The sequence below is a fragment of the Aureispira sp. CCB-QB1 genome, from assembly GCF_000724545.1.
In the GTDB taxonomy this organism is placed as follows: Bacteria; Bacteroidota; Bacteroidia; order Chitinophagales; family Saprospiraceae; genus Aureispira.
Map to the genome: position 1 here is coordinate 385,676 of NZ_JHBV01000041.1, position 20,523 is coordinate 406,198.

Annotated in this window: 12 protein-coding genes; 7 read left to right on the top strand and 5 right to left on the bottom strand. The window is 35.4% G+C overall.

What is annotated here, in order from left to right; translation table 11 throughout:
* Positions 1-9: 9 nt before the first annotated feature.
* From CG11_RS22080 to CG11_RS22100, 5 genes are all read right to left on the bottom strand, one after another.
* Positions 10-897, bottom strand: a complete 888-nt coding sequence (locus CG11_RS22080; protein ID WP_052599014.1) for an alpha/beta hydrolase — start codon at positions 895-897, stop codon at positions 10-12.
* A 126-nt stretch (positions 898-1,023) separates the two neighbouring features.
* On the bottom strand, positions 1,024-1,695 hold the full coding sequence (locus tag CG11_RS22085; RefSeq protein ID WP_052599015.1) for a hypothetical protein: 672 nt from the start codon (positions 1,693-1,695) through the stop codon (positions 1,024-1,026).
* Between the two features lie 134 nt (positions 1,696-1,829).
* Positions 1,830-3,020, bottom strand: a complete 1,191-nt coding sequence (locus CG11_RS22090) for a class I SAM-dependent rRNA methyltransferase (RefSeq protein WP_052599016.1) — start codon at positions 3,018-3,020, stop codon at positions 1,830-1,832.
* A gap of 384 nt (positions 3,021-3,404) precedes the next feature.
* Positions 3,405-4,979: an FAD-dependent monooxygenase gene (locus CG11_RS22095; protein WP_052599017.1), complete on the bottom strand. Its 1,575-nt coding sequence runs from the start codon at positions 4,977-4,979 to the stop codon at positions 3,405-3,407.
* Positions 4,980-5,022: 43 nt separating this feature from the next.
* A complete protein-coding gene (locus CG11_RS22100) occupies positions 5,023-5,436 on the bottom strand; it encodes a thioesterase family protein (RefSeq protein WP_052599018.1) in 414 nt (137 codons plus the stop codon).
* 568 nt (positions 5,437-6,004) lie between these two features.
* Here CG11_RS22100 and CG11_RS22105 point away from each other — a divergent pair.
* The 7 genes from CG11_RS22105 (at position 6,005) to CG11_RS22135 (ending at position 20,511) form a co-directional block, all read left to right on the top strand.
* Positions 6,005-6,721: an OB-fold-containig protein gene (locus CG11_RS22105; RefSeq protein ID WP_052599019.1), complete on the top strand. Its 717-nt coding sequence runs from the start codon at positions 6,005-6,007 to the stop codon at positions 6,719-6,721.
* 237 nt (positions 6,722-6,958) lie between these two features.
* Complete coding sequence (locus tag CG11_RS22110; RefSeq protein ID WP_052599020.1) at positions 6,959-7,639, top strand: SPFH domain-containing protein; 681 nt, start codon at positions 6,959-6,961, stop codon at positions 7,637-7,639.
* A gap of 341 nt (positions 7,640-7,980) precedes the next feature.
* Positions 7,981-10,110: an SPFH domain-containing protein gene (locus CG11_RS22115; protein ID WP_052599021.1), complete on the top strand. Its 2,130-nt coding sequence runs from the start codon at positions 7,981-7,983 to the stop codon at positions 10,108-10,110.
* Positions 10,111-10,222: 112 nt separating this feature from the next.
* Positions 10,223-12,058, top strand: coding sequence for a hypothetical protein (locus CG11_RS22120; protein WP_052599022.1), 1,836 nt, complete (start codon positions 10,223-10,225; stop codon positions 12,056-12,058).
* An 88-nt stretch (positions 12,059-12,146) separates the two neighbouring features.
* Entirely contained in the window at positions 12,147-14,888 is a 2,742-nt protein-coding gene (locus tag CG11_RS22125; protein WP_052599023.1) for a C2 family cysteine protease, read from the top strand.
* 15 nt (positions 14,889-14,903) lie between these two features.
* Positions 14,904-15,506: a hypothetical protein gene (locus tag CG11_RS22130; protein ID WP_052599024.1), complete on the top strand. Its 603-nt coding sequence runs from the start codon at positions 14,904-14,906 to the stop codon at positions 15,504-15,506.
* A gap of 34 nt (positions 15,507-15,540) precedes the next feature.
* Positions 15,541-20,511 carry a DNA repair ATPase gene (locus CG11_RS22135; RefSeq protein ID WP_052599025.1) on the top strand — a complete coding sequence of 1,657 codons (4,971 nt, stop codon included), beginning with the start codon at positions 15,541-15,543 and terminating at the stop codon, positions 20,509-20,511.
* Positions 20,512-20,523: the final 12 nt, after the last annotated feature.

Below are 20,523 nucleotides of genomic sequence, written 5' to 3' on the forward strand. Positions count from 1 at the left end.
TGCAAGAATTTATATTTTTTCTGTAATAAAATCCGCAATCAATTTCGTATAAATGTCAAAACCCATAACCATTGGCACAGTACTGTGTTCTCCACCAGGAACTCGTCGAATTACTTTGTGTGTTCCATTATAATTTTGCTGAATCAATTCGCCATGATGAATGCCAACAAAAGCATCATCTATCCCATGAATCCATAAGAAGGGAGCTTGCACTTTTTGAATTTCCACAGAGTTATCAATTTCTAAATTACCATAAAAAGAACCAGGAAATGACACTTTTGCAATGTCTTGCACCATAAAGTCAAAAGAAGCAAATGGTGCTTCTAATATCAGTTTGCTAGGTACCATTGTTCGAGGGTTTGCTGTTAATTCTGTAGAAGGAGCGCCCCCCATACTAAAGCCATAAATCACTAACCGATCGTTGGTTAAACCTTTATCTTTCAACCACCTCATACAAGCATCTACATCATAATATAGCCCAGCTTCTGTTGCTTTCCCCGTCGATTTTCCATATCCTCTATAATCCATAAACAACACCCCAAAACGATTTTTTCCTCCTGCATTTGCTAGTAGTTTGGCTCTTTGCCAATAATAGTCCATGTGTCCCGCATTACCATGACAATACAAAATTATGGTATCTTGATTGATCCTAGATATATCTCCAATATAAGTGGCGTAAATCGTTTCTCGATCATCTACTGGACCTGATTCCAATGTCATTAAATGAACTAAGTGATCGGGAATTGCATAAGAAGCACCTAAAACAAATTTTTGTTCTTCGTCAAAAGCATCAAACTTATATTCCTCTATTTGAGTGGGATTGTATAAAAAATTGTCTAATCGACATCCCACCAAAACAATTGAGATAATCAACAAGAAAAAAACTAATTTTTTCATAACACTTGATTTTGCCTATTCACTAAATCCAATAGTTAGCTGCGCTGTTACTATAAATCATTACTTCATTATAAATTATTCTTATTTGACTAGGAATACCTAACAACCAAAGTAATGTGTTCCAACTTAAAACTTTCGATATACAGAAATATACACTCCCCATGATCCATAACCATCTACTCCATTAAATTTTAGAGGCGTTCCCATGTTACTAATTCCTGGTGCAATATATTTTCCTTCTATTGTATAACGCATCTTTTTGTTTTCAAAAGTATGTCCCAGAGAAAAACTAGGATAATACAATTGCGTATTAACACGTCCTTGTGCACGCTGCCAAAAATCAAACCACGACCCCCAATTTAAGTAAAAATAGTGCTTGTGCTTAGGGATATAATTCCAATATAAATTAACATCTAAGACTGGGTACAATCTAAAATTTGCTTTAAACACATCTACAAACATTTGACTACTTGCGCCAATACTTAGTCCAGGAAGATACCCTTTTTGAGGGCGCAAAACCTCCCCCACAACTCCAAGATCCCATTGAATTGTTCCAAAAATAGCTGAAGTAATGTGTGCAGCTCCAAAAACTGTCAAATTAGAATCCACCCCATATCCAACGGTTACCGAAGAAAAAGGTACAGGAATTTTTGTACCTGAAAAATCTATAATTGGACCGCCAAAATCCAAACCTACTGCCACCTCCTTTTTTTCTAAGGGTTTTACGATACGTGTAGAATTACAGGCGGACAAGACTACTAAATAAGTGATTAGCAACAAAGGGATACATTGTTTCATATATTTTAACGATTATTTTTTGTTTGTCTTAATCTTAACAAATATTAACCTGTTAATTATTCCATTCATGAACAAATCAATGCCTAACCAAAAGCTCATTAGGAGAAATAGAACTTCAAGCCCCCTTTGTCCATCTATTCTACATACAGTACCAAGCCTTTTAAGTAGTTCCCTTCAGGATGAAATATATTAACAGGATGGTCGGCTGGTTGTGTCAATCGATGCAAAACCCTTACTTTTCGTTTTGCCTCAATGGCAGCAGCAGTTATAGTATTATAAAAAAGTTGGTTATCAACAACTTGAGAACAAGAAAATGTCAATAAAATACCACCTTTTTTCACTAATTTCAGACCTTCTATATTCAAGCGTTTATACGCTTGTATTGCTTTATGACGCTTCGCTACTGTTTTGGCATAAGCTGGTGGGTCTAATACCATAACGTCATATGTTTCTTGTTTATCTTTTAAAAATTGTAAGACATCTGCTTTGTAACTTTGGTGATTGGCACTAGCAAAGCCATTCAAAGCAACATTTTTTTCGACCAATTCTATTGCCTTTGCCGATGCATCTACAGAATGAACCTCAGAAGCCCCTGCCTGTAAAGCGTATACAGAAAAACCACCCGAGTAACAAAATGCATTTAATACTTTTTTATCTTTACAGAATCGACGCAGCAAGTTTCGGTTATCTCTTTGATCCAAGAAAAAACCAGTCTTTTGCCCCGTTTCCCAATTCACTTCAAATTGACAACCATTCTCAATAATAACATCCGAAGCGATACTTTCTCCCCAAAGCGGTCCATTTTCCATGCTTTGTGCATAATCCTTGGGCAACGAGTTTTTACTTTTATCATAAATCCCCGTAATTCTATCCCCAAACACTCGCTGCAAGCCTTCTGCTATTAGATGCCTAGACAAGTGCATTCCTATAGTATGTGCCTGCACCACAACTGTTTTGTTATATACATCGACAATCAATCCTGGCAAGCCATCCCCTTCTCCATGAACCAATCGAAATGCTGTTTTTTCTAAATCAACTAGTCCAATTTTTTGGCGCATATCAAAAGCTGCTTGCAATTTTTGATACCAAAAATCAGCATCAGGAACAATCTTTTCAAATGAAAAAATCTTTATAGCAATACTTCCTTCGTGGTAGTGTCCCATTGCCAAAAAATCTCCTTGTCGACTGTAAACTTCAGCAATACTTCCATCTTTTGCTACTCCTTCTTTGCGGGCAATAGCTCCCGAAAAAATCCAAGGGTGAAAACGGCGAACAAAAGTATCTTTCTTATTTTTTAAGTGTATTTTTATAATTGAGTTGTCCATAATTGTATTTCCTACATCTCATTCAGAATTGTATTCCTTGCAACAAAACAAATAAAATGTATGGAGTATTAATTTTAGCAGCCTTTAATTAAATAGTAAGTAATAATGTTAGTAGTTCGTTGATTTTTTACTTTTTTACCAAAAAGATAAAAAAGCACATTTATATTAGTTTGATAATCAAAATTTTAAACAAAACACAACAAAAACACAACTTGTTGATTATCAAATTAATAAAGTTTTTCAACGAACTATTGAATGTGTTACAATTAAAAATTGTAGGCTGATTGATAAAAAAAGATAAACATTAAATTAACATAAAAAAAACATTTGCTGATCGAATTTTCATTTCGTCATCAAAAATTGACAAATTAGCTACCGTATATTCTAAATCTCTTCAGAAAACACTTTAGAAATGCTCAACTTTCGCTCAAGTTCCCTTACGCTAGTGTTTAGAGCATTCTTGTTTTTACAAAAATCATAAACGATCCGATCTGGGCGAATCAGTAAAAATTGTGCTTTATTTTCTTTCATCCAAATCTGCAAGGCGCCCTCCTTATCATACAAATTTTGAGCATAGCGACCATCTTGTACAAATTTTTGTTTTTGAGGGGTCAACTGTATAAATTGAGTGCCTAACATTGCCAAATACTCCAGCGCTCTAGGAGTTAAAGCATCTACAGGATTTTCATTAAACCCTAAGACTACAAAGTTGTGATTCAAAGCTTGATTAAAAGAAATGATATCTCCTTTGTGATTGGCAACTTTAGGAGAATGCATCACACGCCCACACGCCTTAGACGTTCCCACAAGACCAGCTTTTAGACTAGTAGCCAAATCTAAATTCCTCTTTAAAAACCACTTCGGTATAATTGGAATAAAACTTTTGATCCACCGAAGTCTACTAGACTGAAACAACCGTTTTATCCACAAGTTTAACTTAATCAAACGCTCTACATCTGCTTGCCTTTCCTTTTGATAGGTTTGTAACAAATCAATAGAAGCCTTTCCTTGTTGTATTAAACCTAATTTCCAAGCTAAGTTGTACAAATCTTTAATACCTGCCGAAAGCCCCATTCCTAAATAAGGTGGCATCACATGAGCAGCATCGCCCAATATTAAGACTCGTCGATCCTGCCATCGTTCCAAGATTTTAGAATCAAAATTATAAACAAAAGCTGACTCAATATCTAAATTAGTAGGATTCAATTCAGATAACAAACTACGCACTTTTTCAGGTGTTTGTTCGGCTTCAATATTTTCAGTCTCAATTTGAAACTCCCAGCGTTGCTGTTCTTGCCCTTTTGCCATTTTAATAACAGGAAACTCTGCATCATAAATTGTTTGGGCATATTTTTGAGAAGACGAGGAAGTTTCTTTTCCTACCGTATCTACACAAAGGATAGAAGAATGAAAATTATAATTCTTAATATCAATATTTAAGAAATCTGCAATGCGACTGTACTGACCATCGCAAACCAACATAAAATCCGCGGTTAAGGTAACAAATGCTTGTTTTCCTGTTGGCGTGATATAAATAGTCACATTATCATTATCTTGTTCAAAAGTTTCTACCTCATATCCCAAGAAAAGATGAATATTTTTATGTGCAGCAGCCTTCTGTTGTAATACTCTCTGAACACTAGGTTGATAAAAGCCAACCAAAGGCGCAAATTGACTGCGACGCGTTTGGTTGAATTCTAATAAAACACGTTCTTTTTTATCTATAATTTGGGTACCTTCCAAAGGGTGTAGTAAGTCTTTGATAGAATCCATCAACCCTAGGTGTTCTAAAATTAACAGCACCTCATCATCCATTCGAGCAGATTTTGCTAACAAAATATCTGTGGCCTGTTTTTTTTCTACTACCACTACCGACATTCCCATATCTGCTAATAAAAGAGCAGCTAAATTACCTAACATGCCATACCCCGCAATTAGAATATCATATTCTTTTTTCATCTAAGGAGTTTATTCTTAATTTTAGTTTTCTAACCATCTCTCATTAAAATGTGCGACCTTCTATTTTTTCAATAGCGGCTCTCCACTCATTCGGCACTCGCACACTATGCCCCTTTTTTACATCAATCAAAACAATAGTACACTCCGCAATTGCTGCTACACCAACTTTAGGACTCACCATTTCGCAAGTCATTTGCAAACTAGCATGTCCCAATTTAGTAACCCCTACATTCATAGTTAAGGTATCGGGATAAACAACAGGTTTTTTATAACTACAAGAAATATTTGCCAATACAGGAATTTCATCTCCTTTAAATCCAGCTAGTTCAGGTATGTCATCAAAATATTTTACTCGAGCTGATTCAAAATATTTTAAATAAACAGTATTATTAACATGTCCAAACGCATCCATATCGCCCCACGCTACTGTCTGTTGTGTTTTTACTTTAAAATTCATTTTTTGTTGTTTAAAATAGTCGTCCGTTAATCACTTTGCATACTTGTCAATCTTCTTGCGATTTATTGAAGTTGTTCAAAATGATTAATTCTAATCATCTAGCAAAATTAAGAAAGAGTTTGACTTTTTAGAAAATTATGTTCTGTTTAGGAACTTAATTTTTATTTCTGGCGTAATTTAATACAAATAGTATTACCATTATACAAAATAGTTTTACTTTAAAAATAAAAATTAAACTTTTATGCATTCAAGATTTTTTATTCTTTTTTTTGAAAAAATGAATACCTATTTTAACTTTTAGATTATATTTAGTTTAGTAGCTCGTTGATTAGCATCATGAGCGCTTTGCTTTTAGTTAGCTTCGCTATTCATTTCCCCCGATATAAATGATAACCACCACCACTGACTAATTGTACACATTATGCTAGAATTAGTCATAAAACTTAGAACTTTAAACCAAAATCATAAACTTTTGATTGCTGCTAACTTTGAAATGAGTCACTTTACTACTAGTTGATTGACGTTTAGTTGTAATTAAAATACTAGAACCACTATAAATTTTAACTCTATGGGAGAATTAATCACTGCTGCTTTCTCGACCTCCAATCTTTTTTTAACCTTATTATTGGGTTTGGTAACACTGTACTGGCTTAGTGTTATTGTTGGAGCAATTGGAATGGATTCATTAGATTTTGACTTAGACCTAGATGCTGATATTGATGTAGACGTAGATGTGGATGTAGATGCCGACATTGCTGCGGATGTAGATGCTGATGCTGATACGGATACAACTAGTGTTGGATCTGCAGGTGGTGGTAGCCTATTTTTAGGAACACTTCGTTTTTTCAACTTTGGTAGAGTACCTTTCATGGTTTTACTGTCAACAATCATTCTTTGTTTGTGGTCCATATCCATTTATTGCAACCACGATGCTAGTTGGATCAACCCAGGAAACTCTACTTCAATGGCAGCTGTTCTTTTCTTCCCAAACTTAATTATAAGTCTACTTTTTTCCAAGCTATTAACAGCTCCCTTGGTTCCAATTTTTGCAAAATTAAATACAGCTGAAAAAGCCCTTGTGATTGATGGCAAAGTTGGTACTTTAATGACAAGCATCAAAGAGGAAGAAACAGGTCAATTAAAAATTGATATCAATGGCTCTATTGTTTCTTTGAGTGTACAATCCAATGATGGGAAAGCCATCCAAAAAGGAGAAAAGGTCGTTGTCATAGAAAAAATGGACAATGGCAAAGCTTATATAGTCCAAAAGATTGAACATCATTAATGCTCTACTCTTTCATCCTCATAATTTGTCCAAAGCCAACTCCCTGATACTAAAACAATCGATAACTTTGATTAACATTTCACTGATCACATTACTCCGTTAGAAAATCGTATTCGTTTGATTCATTATCAATAGAGTTATCAAATCATTGCAAGCTTAGTGTTTATTTTTCTATTAAAAAGTAAATACTAAGCTTCCGAAAACTTTCCCTAACCACCCTAAAAAACTACTAACAATATGGGGTTTCAAATCCTGATGATTACTCTGTGTTTTTCATTCGTTCTACTAATTGGATTCGTCCTACTAATAGCTTGTACTCACAAAAAAGTACCTCAAGGCAAAGCTCTAATTCGTACTGGTTTTGGTGGCGCTATCGTTGCACTAGATTCGGGAATTTTTGTGCTGCCAATTTTACATAAAGTAGAAGAAATAGATCTAACACTCAAGCACCTTATTGTTGAAGAAGAAGTATGGACAAAAGAAGCAACTACATCAATTGTAAAAGCATCTTTCTACTTTCGTGTTAGCAACGATTTGAACGCTATCCTTGAGGTAGCTCAAAGCATTGGATGTAAAGAAACTTCGACAGTTCAGACTATACAAGAACTTTTTTATAGTAAATGTGTAGAAGCACTCAAGATCGCCGCTTTTGAGTACACTCACAAAGAATTGCGGCAACATCGTAGAGCATTCAAAGAAAAAATTTTAGTTACAATTGGAACAAACTTCAATGGCTATATCCTGGATGACTGTGTGGTAGAACAGGTCAAACAGCTCTCTCCTCCTCCATTAACACAGAGTATCTTTGTTTTATTGGATCAGAATGTTCCTTTGAAAAAAGGCGAAAAAGTTATAGTCGTAGATAAAATAAATGACGGAAAATCTTATATTGTACGTCGATTCTCAAATTCGGGATAAAAATTAGCCAAACCTTAATTTTTAATAAAATTCTGGAACTTTAGCAAAAGAAAAAACATTATTATAATACACTTACTATTACACAAAATAGTATTCCTATTACACTCAAACAAACCCTATTTCTATGAGCACACAAAACAACCATTATACTGTTTTATTGTGGATTCGGATGCCCTGTCTATATATTCCTCAATATTACCCTCCTGATAGTTATGTCTAAACGACTGAACTAAAAATCAAAGTGACCAAAACATTATAAAACTCTTTCATAAAATAAGCAACACAATTTGTAAATTTTAGATGCAGATTTATGTTGCTTGCCTAACTCAAAATTAATACACATGGGATTTACAATTTTGATGATTGTCCTTGGTGGAATCGTTGTTATACTACTAGGATTTATATTATTAGTGGCTCGTGCCCACAAAAAGGTTCCTCAAGGAAAAGCACTAATTCGTACAGGATTTGGCGGTGCCAAAGTAGCCCTTGATTCGGGTATCTTTGTTATTCCTATTCTACACAAAGTAGAAGAAATGGATATTTCGCTAAAAACAATCGAAGTTGAACGTGCTGGTTCTGAAGGTTTGATTTGTAAAGACAATATGCGTGCAGACATTAAAGTGGTGTTTTTTGTGCGTGTCAATAAAGACGAAAAATATGTCGTTGAAGTAGCTCAAACTATTGGTTGTTCGCGTGCCTCTGAACAAGCTACTCTGAATAGTCTATTTGATGCTAAATTTTCAGAAGCATTAAAAACAGTGGGAAAAGGCTTCGATTTTGTAGATTTATATACAGAACGTGAAGAATTTAAAAAAGGTATTCTCAAAACAATTGGTACCGACTTGAATGGTTACATCTTAGATGACTGTGCTATTGATTACCTAGAACAAACGTCTCTTTCTGATTTGGATCAAAAAAATATCTTGGATGCACAGGGTATCAAGAAGATTGAAGAATTAACTTCTATAGAGCAAGAAAGAACGAACCAAATTCGCCGTAATCGTGAGCAGACCATCAAGGAACAAGATGTTGAAACTCGAAAAAATATTTTGCGCTTAGAAAAACAACAAATTGAAGAAGAGCAAAAACAAAAACGAGAAATTGCTGAGTTGACCACAGAGCAAGAAAATGCAGCCAAGCAAGTGATGATTAACAAAAATTTGGAAACCGAATTAATCCAAAAACAATCAGAACAAAAATTAGGTGAGGCTGAAGAGGACAAACAACGCCAAATTATTTTAGCTCGACTCAACAAAGAAGAGTTAGAAAAAGTGCAACAGCAATTAGTAGAGACCGAAGAGCAAAAAGCGATTGAAAATCGTGAAAAAGTAGTGGGTATTGCAAAAATTGAAAAAGAGAAAATCTTGGAAGAAAACAAACGTGATATCCAAGTCATTATCAAAGAAAGAAAAGCAGAAGAAAAGAAAACGGTAGAGGAAGATCAAAAAATTGAAGATGTCAAACAATTGGCAGCAGCAGAGCGTGCTAGAAAAGTAGCTGAAATTGAAGCTTCTAAAGAGGCTGAAATGCAAAAAATTCTTCAAACTCGCAAAGCGGAAGCAGACAAGCTTTCGGCAGAAGTAAAAGCTCAACAAGTAGTAATTGAGGCAGATGCTAAAAAAGCAGCTTCTCAAAAAGAAGCAGAGGCTCGTAAAATTAATGCAGAAGCCTTAGCTGCGGAGGAAGCTACCGTAGGTCTAGCAGAAGCTGATGTCATGAAAGCGAAAGCCGAAGCGAAAGAAATGGAAGGAACCACAGAAGCTAATATCTTACAGAAAAAAGCAGAAGCGGAATCTAAAGCCATTCAATTAAAAGCGGAAGCGGAGCGTGTCAAAGGATTGGCGGAAGCAGAAGTCATCAAAGAAAAAGGTCAAATTGATGCTACCGTAACAGAGCAAAAAGGATTGGCAGAAGCAAAAATCATTGAGCAAAAACTAAGCTCTGAAGCTAAAGGTATTGAAGCCAAAGCTAATGCGATGAAGCTTTTGGATGGTGTTGGTAAAGAACACGAAGAATTCAAACTCAAATTGGAGCAAGAAAAAGCAATTAAATTGGCTGAAATTCAAGCTCAATTGGGAATTGCAGAATCTCAAGCTAGAGTTCTTGCATCTGCATTGCAACAAGCTAAAATTGATATTGTTGGTGGTGAAACGAAATTCTTTGATAGTATTATCAATGCTATCAATAAAGGAAAGTCGATTGATCGCATGATTGGCAATAGTGACAACTTGCAAGCTATCAAAGGGGCTTTATTGGGAAGTGGTGATGATAATTTGATCGCTAGAGTCAGTAGCTTTGTAGAGCACTATGGTATTAGCACTGAATCGGTGAAAAATTTAACGCTATCTGCTTTGTTGTCTAAAATATACGCCAAAGCTTCTGGTGATGACAAAGATGTTGTCATGGGTTTGATCGAAACGGTTAGCCGCTTAGGCATGGGCGGTGAAGAAGCTAGCAAGTTATTAAAATAAAGCTTATAACCAAGATCCCTACTAGTCGATACAATAACTAGATATGCTCTGATGATAAATGAGGAGATGCTAAGCATCTCCTCCTCTTTTCAAAACTTCTATAGATACCTATATGCTACAACGCCTTTTCATATTTATTCTATTTACAATAAGTTGTTTGACAAATGCTCGTGCTGCTACTTTTCCAAAGTATCAAGAAGTAGTAGAAACTCTTATTCATACAACGGATCTTTGTGCTGTCAATTTTGGACCAGGCACTAAATTGAATATTGAAAAACGCATAGATGGGTATTGGGTAAGTATTGCTACTTGGGACTTATCTGCTCTTCATTACGATTTCCAGCAAAGGCAACTTTTTTGGACCGCAAAAGAACAAAAATACAATGTTGTGCAGTTTACAATCGAAGGAGCTGACAACACAACAATATCAAATCAGCATCTTTTGTCGCCTTATCGAAGTGATGGTCAGCAAGATCCTTATAATGTCCATCTATTTTACGGGTATAATGGCTGGTACCAAGAAGTGATTAAGTGGTATGCCTCTATTGAAAATCAACGCACATTAGAGGATTTTGAATGTTACTCTTTGGGAAGGGCTTACTCTGATTATGCCAAAATCCTACTGTCTGACCCTGGCACCGTTTATTATGCGCTTTCTGAAGATTTTTTAAGCACAGATGTCGCTAACTCTGAGCGTATCCACTTATATCAGTCTATTAGCGATAAAGCGATTCATTATTTCTATCAAACACATCTTCAAAATCCCAATTGGAGTACAATTACAGGTAATATCTTTACGAAATATTCCAATGAGGTAGTGATACAATATCAAAACTTAGCTTCACACGTCAAACACAAGGAAGCTTTAAAAGTTTTTAAAAATACAAATCTGTATACCGAGGCGACTTTGGCTTTTGCAAGTAATATGTTAAAAAGTTGCCCTCCCAATGCGATCTTGTGGACGTATGGTGACAACACTTCTTTGCCAATGTTCTATTTGCAGCAAGTGCACAAGGTTCGTCCAGATGTTTTGGTAACAGATGCGTATCAATTGAGTTTATGGCGTTATATTGATTATGTACAGAATAAAAAAATTCACGATAATCCCATTACGCTTCCTTTCGATCCTACGCTTTATTACAAAAATAATAACGACTATATTTTAGTTAACGACAATGATAAATACTCTAAGATTGACCATTTACAACTGATTTTAGAAAAAGAAAATGAGGTTAAAACTTTTGAATCAAAGACCATTCAACTTCCTTTGGAAGGAGAAAAGCAATTAAGCATTGAGATCAAAGGCAATTATTTAATAAAAAATGAATGGATTAGCCTCTTTATTTGGGCTTATAATCAACGACCACTCTGCTTTTTATACGATTTTAAAATGGGGTATCTTTCATTTACTAAAAATTTAGCTATAAAAGAGCAGCTCCACCCTTTTGGGACTATCTATCGACTTGATCACGAGACCTATACCATTCCAAGTGACGAAGAGATAGAAAAACGTTATGATATTATTACCAAAGATTTGGAATGGCCTTTAATGGAAACAATTGCCAAAGAAGATTATTCTCCTTTCAATCAATATATGTGGTCGGTTATTATGCTGGCTAATGATTTGCACAACAGTGATAAAAACCATCAAGTTATTGCGCTTTTGGAGGATTTTAGGTCTAAATTTCCATTAGATACGACTGCAACTAGTTTTAATAATCTTTTTTATTTTATTGATTTGTATTTTAAGGCTGCCGTTCCAAGTAAAGCAGAACTACTCATTGCCACAATATTTGAAGGTTTATTGGCTAAGAAAAACTTAGACAAAACAGAATTCCGTTTTGTCCAACAAGTAGACACTATTTTACAAAAACAAAAAATTGATAAATTCAACAAAATTATACAACAACTATATTTAAAATATAACAATACTCCTACATGGGAATAAAATGATTTGTCCTATACAAATTTATTTCTTTGAGGTTGTTCAATCCTAAATTTTCATTAACAAAAGACATTTTTAATTGTAGTACACCATGCCTAATAACGAAGCATTTCACAAAGACATTATTAAGTTTCAAAAACTAATTCAAGTTTTTCTAAAAAATTACAACTCAGATTTACACACGAATTTAAATGAACTTAATCAGCAATTGTTAGAAGTTCGCAAGATTACGATTCCTATTATAAAATCTTATCAAGCAAAATCGACGGATATCTCTTTGGCTACCAATGATGATACCGATAAAGAACCAACAACCTGTAACATTACAAGTGTTCGTATTTTGGAACCTTTAGAATATAAAGGTGCAAGGCGTTTTGTCCTCCCCAAAGGAGCCATTCAAATACAAATAGAAACAGATACTACTACTTGCAGTATTGATTCGCTTGACAAAAAAGTCGTCTACTCAGATGGCAAAGAAGAAAATGCGCAACTAAATAATGTTAGCCGCCAAGGCAAAATCATCAAGGCATCTATCCCCGTAGATTTTACAGGGCTTGCTGCAAAAACAACGGCATCTGTAAAAATTGGCACCTATTCTTCAGAGCGAGTTATGTATATTCCTAGTAGCAATGTCGATGTTTCTTCTGATAAAGCAATAAAAGATACAGTCGAAAATTATACCCGCTGGGCAAAAACAATGAATCTTGACTATAGTAATCTTTCTGAGAAAGATATGACCGTCATTTGTCCTAGTTTAAGCATCAAGGATGGTGAGGTTGTTGTTGTCGATTTTGAAAAAGAATTGCATAAAATTCCTTTTGTTCAGAAAATTCAAGGAGGGCTTAACTTACAAACACTTCCTTTCGGAGATTTGGAAAATTTAGTTGATGAATGTTCCAGTATTGCTTATATTTTGCGACGAGCGCTGGCTTCTATTTCTTATTATAACGATATTCTAAATGGTTTGGGAGCATTGGTTGAAGATACAGAAACGGTTCAACTAAGCAACACACTAAATCAGGCTTACAAGAAACAATGTACAGATAGTCAGAATGTATTGACAACAATCAACAATCAGATCAATGCAATAGCAAATTTTAAAGTACTGGTGATGGCTGAATTGATTGCTAAAAGCATTCCAGAAGACTTAATCAAACAATCCAATGCTTTAAAAGAAATGGTTGTTAGGCACAACGCTACACTTGATCCTATCTTGACAGAAACGAATGCCTACTTCGATGGTTCGGTCACATTCAATACCTTTCAAGAGTGGAAAGCCGTGCTTGATAGAATCAACCCTATTTGTGCACAAGCTCAAGCCGAATGGGATACTCCTTGGAATGCCTTAAAAGCTGCTGTTGCTTCTTATGAAACCAATAATCCTGAAGGGGCTAAAAATAAGTATTACACACAATGGAAAAGAACGGATTATAAGAGTTTACAAAATCATATCGTATCAGAGCAAGACCCTACGATCTCGACTATTAGTACGATTAAATATACCTTACAATCCATCCAAGATGCTGTTGACAAAACAGGTGGCGATGGCACCATGGAATTTGCAGAAGGCGAAAATATAGTATCCTTGGATGAAAAAAATAAATTCAAAGATAAAACGATAGCTACTACCTTTGACTTTGAAGATACAGGCAAACCTGTTTTTAAGGATGGTCCTCAAAAAACAGATGTTAAACAGGGTCAGGTTGGAGATTGTTACTTAATGTCTGCTTTAATTTCTTTAACTAAAGACAATTCAGCCTTGCTTCGAAGCATGATTGATGACCAAGGAGACAAATGTGTTGTCACACTTCATCAAGGAGGAGTGCCAATTAAAGTGGAGGTAGACAAAAAGTTGATTATTAAGAAAATGCCAGGATATGTAGATTCTACTCCTGCGGCACAATATGGTGATGATATTTGGGTCGCCATTATAGAAAAAGCTTACGCCAAACTATTAGGAAGTGACAAAACAGATCCAGGTGGAAATTTGATAAAAATAGAAGGTGGTTCTACTACTCAAGCTTTAGAGGTTCTATTAGGAAATAAAGTAAAAACTCCTAAAGAAATTTATTTAGATGCGAATGGGGCAATTGTTCAAGAAAACCCAACAGAAACCGTTACCAACCCGATTGTATTGTCTAATATCAAACTGGATGTCTTAAAAAAAGTGGTCAAAGCTGCGAATGATGCAGATTATGAAATTCACGTTAGTTCTCCAGACAAATATAAAGGCTATACTTTGGGAGATCACGATATTTTGCCCATTGATGCCCACCATTACATGAGTTTTAACCATGCCTATTCTTTGGTTGATGCAACGAACAATACTGTTACGATTCGAAACCCTCATGGTGATTCAGAACGAGAACAAGGACTATTTTCTGAATCGGTAAAAATAGATGTAACCAATTTGGTCACAGCGATTGAGGCACTTGAAAAAGATTATACAACCAATGCAAGTGTTGACAAGAGTAAAAAAACAGCAATGGATAACGCCATCAAAGCTATTAATGAAAACACCCTCATTGCTTCTAGATTTAGTCGCAGAATCGGTAACTGGAATGATTGGATTGCTGATCTAGTCTTGGACAACAACGATAATAAATGGAAACCGAATGGAGAGTTAAGAAGTAGGGCTGTTCGACGTTTGGGAACACGCATTACAGATCTCAAAGAAAACATAGTTGAAATTGCTGATCATAAAGATAAAAATAACAAATTGAGAGATGGTTTTCTCAACAAAACCGTTCGCCTCAATGCAGAACAGACGATTACTTACGAGGTCTTAAAAGAGTATTTTGATAGAGTTAATTTATCTATTATAAATCCTTAAAAGAACTTGTTACAAATGATTCAGATACAAAAATCTGCTTATGTTATTTTCCTAGCTTTTTTCTTGATGTTCTTGCATCAAGAAAAAAGCCAGGCTCAAGCATATCAACGTATTCCTCTTTCCAAAGGGGCATCCGTTTGTGTAATTGCTGATAACATTGTAAATAAACCTAAAGACAAAAGCCGTTACCAGAAACCTTGGGATAATATACAGTTTAATGGAAAAAAAGGTCTAGTTAGCATTCGTGTAATCGAAACAAGTGCCATTAAGGAGTTTGATAAAACAACTCCAACAGCATCTTTGATTCGATACATCTTAGAGGATTATTTTCCTATTGATTCTAATTGCATCTTTTCAGACACCTTAAAAATGGGCAAAATTAAGCAAACCTATCCTTTTGTAGATTTAATACAAACCTCTAAATTTCAAAACTATGAGGGATATTGGGGCTTTTCTAGCAACAAAATTCGTTGTATTCTTTCTGAGGATTGTCTTTATATTTTATATGTTCATTGCAATCAACTTGGAGACACCAAAGAAACAGCAATTCAAACACGAAAGGATACTAAACGTGATTTTGGACGCTTAATTTGCTCTTTCCAAATGCCTAAACAATAAACATCAAAACAACCCAACACAAAACAATTCAATCATGGCTGATGACAATAAAAACATAGAAGAAGTAGAAGTAAAAGAGGAAAATACGCAATTGGAAAGTGGCACCTATGAGATTATCAAAGGGCGGCTTAACAAGAGTGGTGATGACCTTCGACAACGTTTGGAGCAGTTGAATGCTGAGCGCAAAAAAGTATTTGGCTCCATTGAAATGCAACTCATTAGCAACGAACGCATTGAAACCAAACATGAATGCATCGCCAGAGATATTTTTGCTTTAAACAATACCTGTATTTTTGGTTATAACATCCGAATGGGGCTCAAAGATATTGAGCTAAAAGATGTTTTTAGCATCTATGAGTTTAAGGACGACCATAGTTTTAAAGCAACCAATTTGGATTTATTGACGGTTGGCAATGAAAAATTTGTCTCTGATTTTAAGAGTTTATACCGCTACTCTAAAGAGGTCTATTTTCTAAAATTTGCAAAGGATAAAAACGATCCTTTCTTCTACATGGTTTTTAAAGATGGGAATAGCGAGAAAACTTTTAAATGGGAAATTAAGGGGGACAAATTAATTTATGATGCGAGCCCTGGTGATAAAAAGTATTACTATCCAGATCAATTTGAATTTAAATGGGAATCGGTTCGCTTAGAAATGTATCGCCAAGGTGAACACCCCCACATTTCTATTTTAGATAAGGTTTTTGTAGAAACAGTTGGTGGCGATCTAACCATCAAGATTGAAGACAATACCGATACAGGTAAAGGCATCTATGCAGAGGATGTTAAACATGCCAATCAAAAAATTAGCGATGCAACGGTTAGTTATGCCGATTTGGACAATCTTATTGCCATCCGAATTAAGCCTTACCAAGAAGATTTTCGATATTTTATTTATAATGTAAAATTGCAAACCGTTCAACGGGTTGATGCTTTGGAAAACTCAGGCGTATTATTACCAGGCAAACAAGGATTGGTTTTTTCTAATGGATTTTATTTGCAAACAGGTGACTTTAAAATGTTTGACAAAACCTCTGGAACGGGCAATCTGTTTGAACGTCGTATCCAATCTCCTAATGGAGAAGATCACCTCTATGTTTTTCACAATCCTTCGGATGGTTCGTATATTTTGTTGTCTTATAATGTTATCGAACAAACGGTCAATACTCCTATTGTTTGTCATGGTTACACCTTGTTTCCTAATGGAGAACTGTGCTACTTTAGAAGTGAAGAGGCTAAAACATCCCATCATTTAATTCAAATTTGGCAAACGCCTTATATCAAAGGAAAAATCATTCCGTCAGAATACACGGACTCTTTCCTATACAAAGTATCGAATAAAGATATTGTCCGAGCGATGGCTGAAGCTCAGGAGTTACTCAGTCTTTTGGGCAAAGACGATACATACAATGATTTATATTATGACTTAAATAAGCGAGCCAATGTATTGTTAGATTCTTACTATTGGATTAACAATAAGGAAGCTTTTAATTTGGGGGAGCCCTTGAGTGCCATCAAAACATCTGCTAATACGGCTATTGATGAATTTGAAAAAGTCCAAAGCATCAAAAAAAGTACTAGGGAGGCTATTCGGGCAACTCAAAAGAAAGCCGTCGCATTATTCAAAGATATTAACTCTACTTCTTATTTAAAAATTGACCAATTCGTACAGCACTTGGCAGATTTGAGGGTTATTCGAGGAGAGGTTATTTCACTGCGAGAATTGCGTTATACAGATATTCCACTCATTGAAGAACTGGAAACCCAAGCCGCAGAAATCAATGCCAAATTGTCTAATGAGTGTGTCGATTTTCTATTAAAAGATGATGCTCTACAACCTTACCTAGAGCGTGTTTCAGAAGCGCAAGATGAGATTGAGCAGGTAGAAACAGGTCGACAAGGCAAGCAACTCGAAGACCGTATTGATGCGATTGGAAAAGAACTGGAATTGTTGATAGAAATTGTTTCTAATCTTAAAATTGATGACCCAACGCAAACTACTCGTATTATTGATAATATTACCAGTATTTTTGCTACGCTCAATCAGGCTAAAGCTGCTATCAAACGACGTTTGAGAGATTTGACAGGAGCCGAAGCCGTAGCGGAGTTTGCTGCTCAATCTAAGTTGTTAGACCAAGGTTTGATCAATTATCTGGATATTGCTGATACCGTTGCCAAATGCGACGAGTATTATACCAAAATGATGATTCAGATTGAGGAACTGGAAAGTAAATTTGCAGAATTTGATGAATTTATTGTCAAAATAGCTGACAAAAGAGAGGAAATCAACAGTGCCTTTGAATCTCGCCGTTTGTCTATTATTGAATCTATCAACAAACGAACCTCTGCCCTACAAAGTGCTGCTGAGCGCAATCTAAAAGGCATTCAAAATAGGGCTAAGAACTTCAAGGAAGTAAATGAAATCAATGGCTTTTTTGCCTCTGACTTGATGATTGAAAAGGTACGGGATACCATCCAAAAGCTGGTGGAATTGGGAGATACCAATAAAGCCGATGATATTCAAACCAAGCTTAAAACAATTAAAGAAGATACAATCCGTCAGCTTCGAGATAAGAAAGATTTATTTTCTGGCGATGGAAATTCAATTAAGTTCGGAAGGCATTTCTTTTCTGTCAACAAACAAAAATTGGGTTTGTCTATGACCTTAAAGGATGGTAAGATGTATTATCATCTAACAGGTACTGGTTTTTATGAAGAAGTTGTGCATGAAGAATTTTTAAAAACCAAAGATGTTTGGGAACAAGGTATTGTTTCAGAAAATAATGCCGTGTATCGTGCCGAATATTTGGCTTATGTTGGCTTTAGACAACTACAAAAAGAAAATGCTGACTTAATTTCTGAAGAAGTATTGCCTTTTGTGCAAAAATTGATTAATCAAAGAGCGACTAAAGAAGAAGGTTATAGCAAAGGAATTCATGATTTGGATGCCTCAAAAATTTTAGAAGCACTACTCTATCTAGCCAAGCACATTGACTTATTAGTTTTTGATGCAGATGCACGGGCTATGGCAAATTTATATTGGACTAAATTTATATCTGAGGAAAATAAAACTACGTTCAATAAACAATTAAAAAGTGCGGGGATAATTTTACAAGTATTCCCAAAAACACACGAATTTGACTTTTTGTTGCACAACTTAGAGGAAGAATTAACCGCTTTTGCTACTCAAACAAAGCTTTTTGAAAAGCATTTGGCTCCTCAAGCAGCACATTACTTATTTAAAGAAATCTCTAGGCAAGATCATTTTATTGTTAGTGGAGATGCTCATGATTTGTGGGTTGGTTTCCAAGAGTTCTTAGAAAAAAAGAACGCTATGAAACATTTTACGACAGCACTTAAATCTTTAGATAATAATTTAGTAGAGCAATATCAGTTGACTAAAAAATGGCTCAATGCTTTTGTGGAGCAAAGTGAAAATTCAGATTTCCCACAATATGTCAATGAAGTTGTAACAACAATTCTTACTGAGAACTATCAAGAAAGTCATGTTGTTAATGTCAAAACGCAACAAGAAATAACAGGGCTCCACGGCTCGCATAACGTTGTAGGAAAAGGTGGTACGTACCATTTAGATTACAATGAATTCATGCAAAAATTAGATCACTATACTCGTAGCGTCGTTACCAAATACGAGCAATTTGTAGAGATGAAACGCCGCTTGGCCAATGATTTTAAAGAAGAATTGCGACTGAGTGAATTCCAGCCTAGGGTCTTGAGTTCTTTTGTTAGAAACAAACTGATTGATCAACTTTATCTCCCTATTTTTGGTGATAACTTGGCGAAACAAATTGGTACAGTGGGTGACACAACTCGTACGGATAGAATGGGTATGTTACTCTTAATTTCGCCTCCTGGTTATGGTAAAACAACCTTGATGGAGTATGTAGCAGATCGCTTAGGCTTAATTTTCATGAAAATTAATGGTCCTGCTATTGGGCATCATGTCATCTCTTTAGATCCAAGAGAGGCTAATAATGCAGCGGCAGCCAAAGAACTTGAAAAGCTCAACTTGGCACTGGAAATGGGCGACAACATCATGATTTATCTTGATGATATTCAGCATTGTAATCCTGAGTTTTTGCAAAAGTTCATTTCCTTAACCGATGGGCAACGTAAGATAGAAGGAATTTATAAAGGAATTACCAAAACATACGACCTAAGAGGAAAACGAGTTTGTGTGGTTATGGCTGGTAATCCATATACAGAAAGTGGCGATAAGTTTCAAGTACCAGACATGTTAGCCAACCGTTCGGATATTTATAATTTAGGAGATATTATTGGAGATACCAAAGATGTCTTTGAGTTAAGTTATATTGAAAATTCACTAACATCGAATGCCATTCTTCAAAAAATGTCTGCCAAGAGTGCCAAAGATATTTATTCGGTCGTTAAAATTGCTCAAACAGGAAGTCGAGAAGGCGTCGAATTTGAAGGCAATCATACCAATCAAGAGATTAGCGAATATGTAGAAGTTATCAAAAGAATGTTAACAATTCGAGATGCTATTCTCAAAGTAAATTTGGAATATATTCGCTCTGCGGCAATGGAAGATACTCATCGCACAGAACCTGCATTCAAACTACAAGGTTCTTATCGAAACATGAACAAATTAGCAGAAAAGGTTACGCCAATTACGAATGATCAAGAGTTAAAAACATTGATTATTTCTCATTACGAAGGAGAATCTCAGACTCTGACATCTGGTGCGGAATCCAATATGCTAAAATTCAAGGAGATGATTGGAGCCTTGACAGAAGAAGAAGCATTGCGTTGGGAGCAAATTAAAAAGGCTTTTAACAAGGATAGAATGCTTCAAGGTAGCAAAAACGATCCAATGGTTCAAGTTGTTGCTCAACTGTCGCAATTCTCCGAGCATTTAAAAGATATTCACCACTCTATTCAAGAAGGAATTGAAAAAGGGGCAACCATTAGTGATGCCAAACCTGCAAAAAAATCGGGTGGAATTAGCTTTAGAAAAAAGTAACACTATTTATTA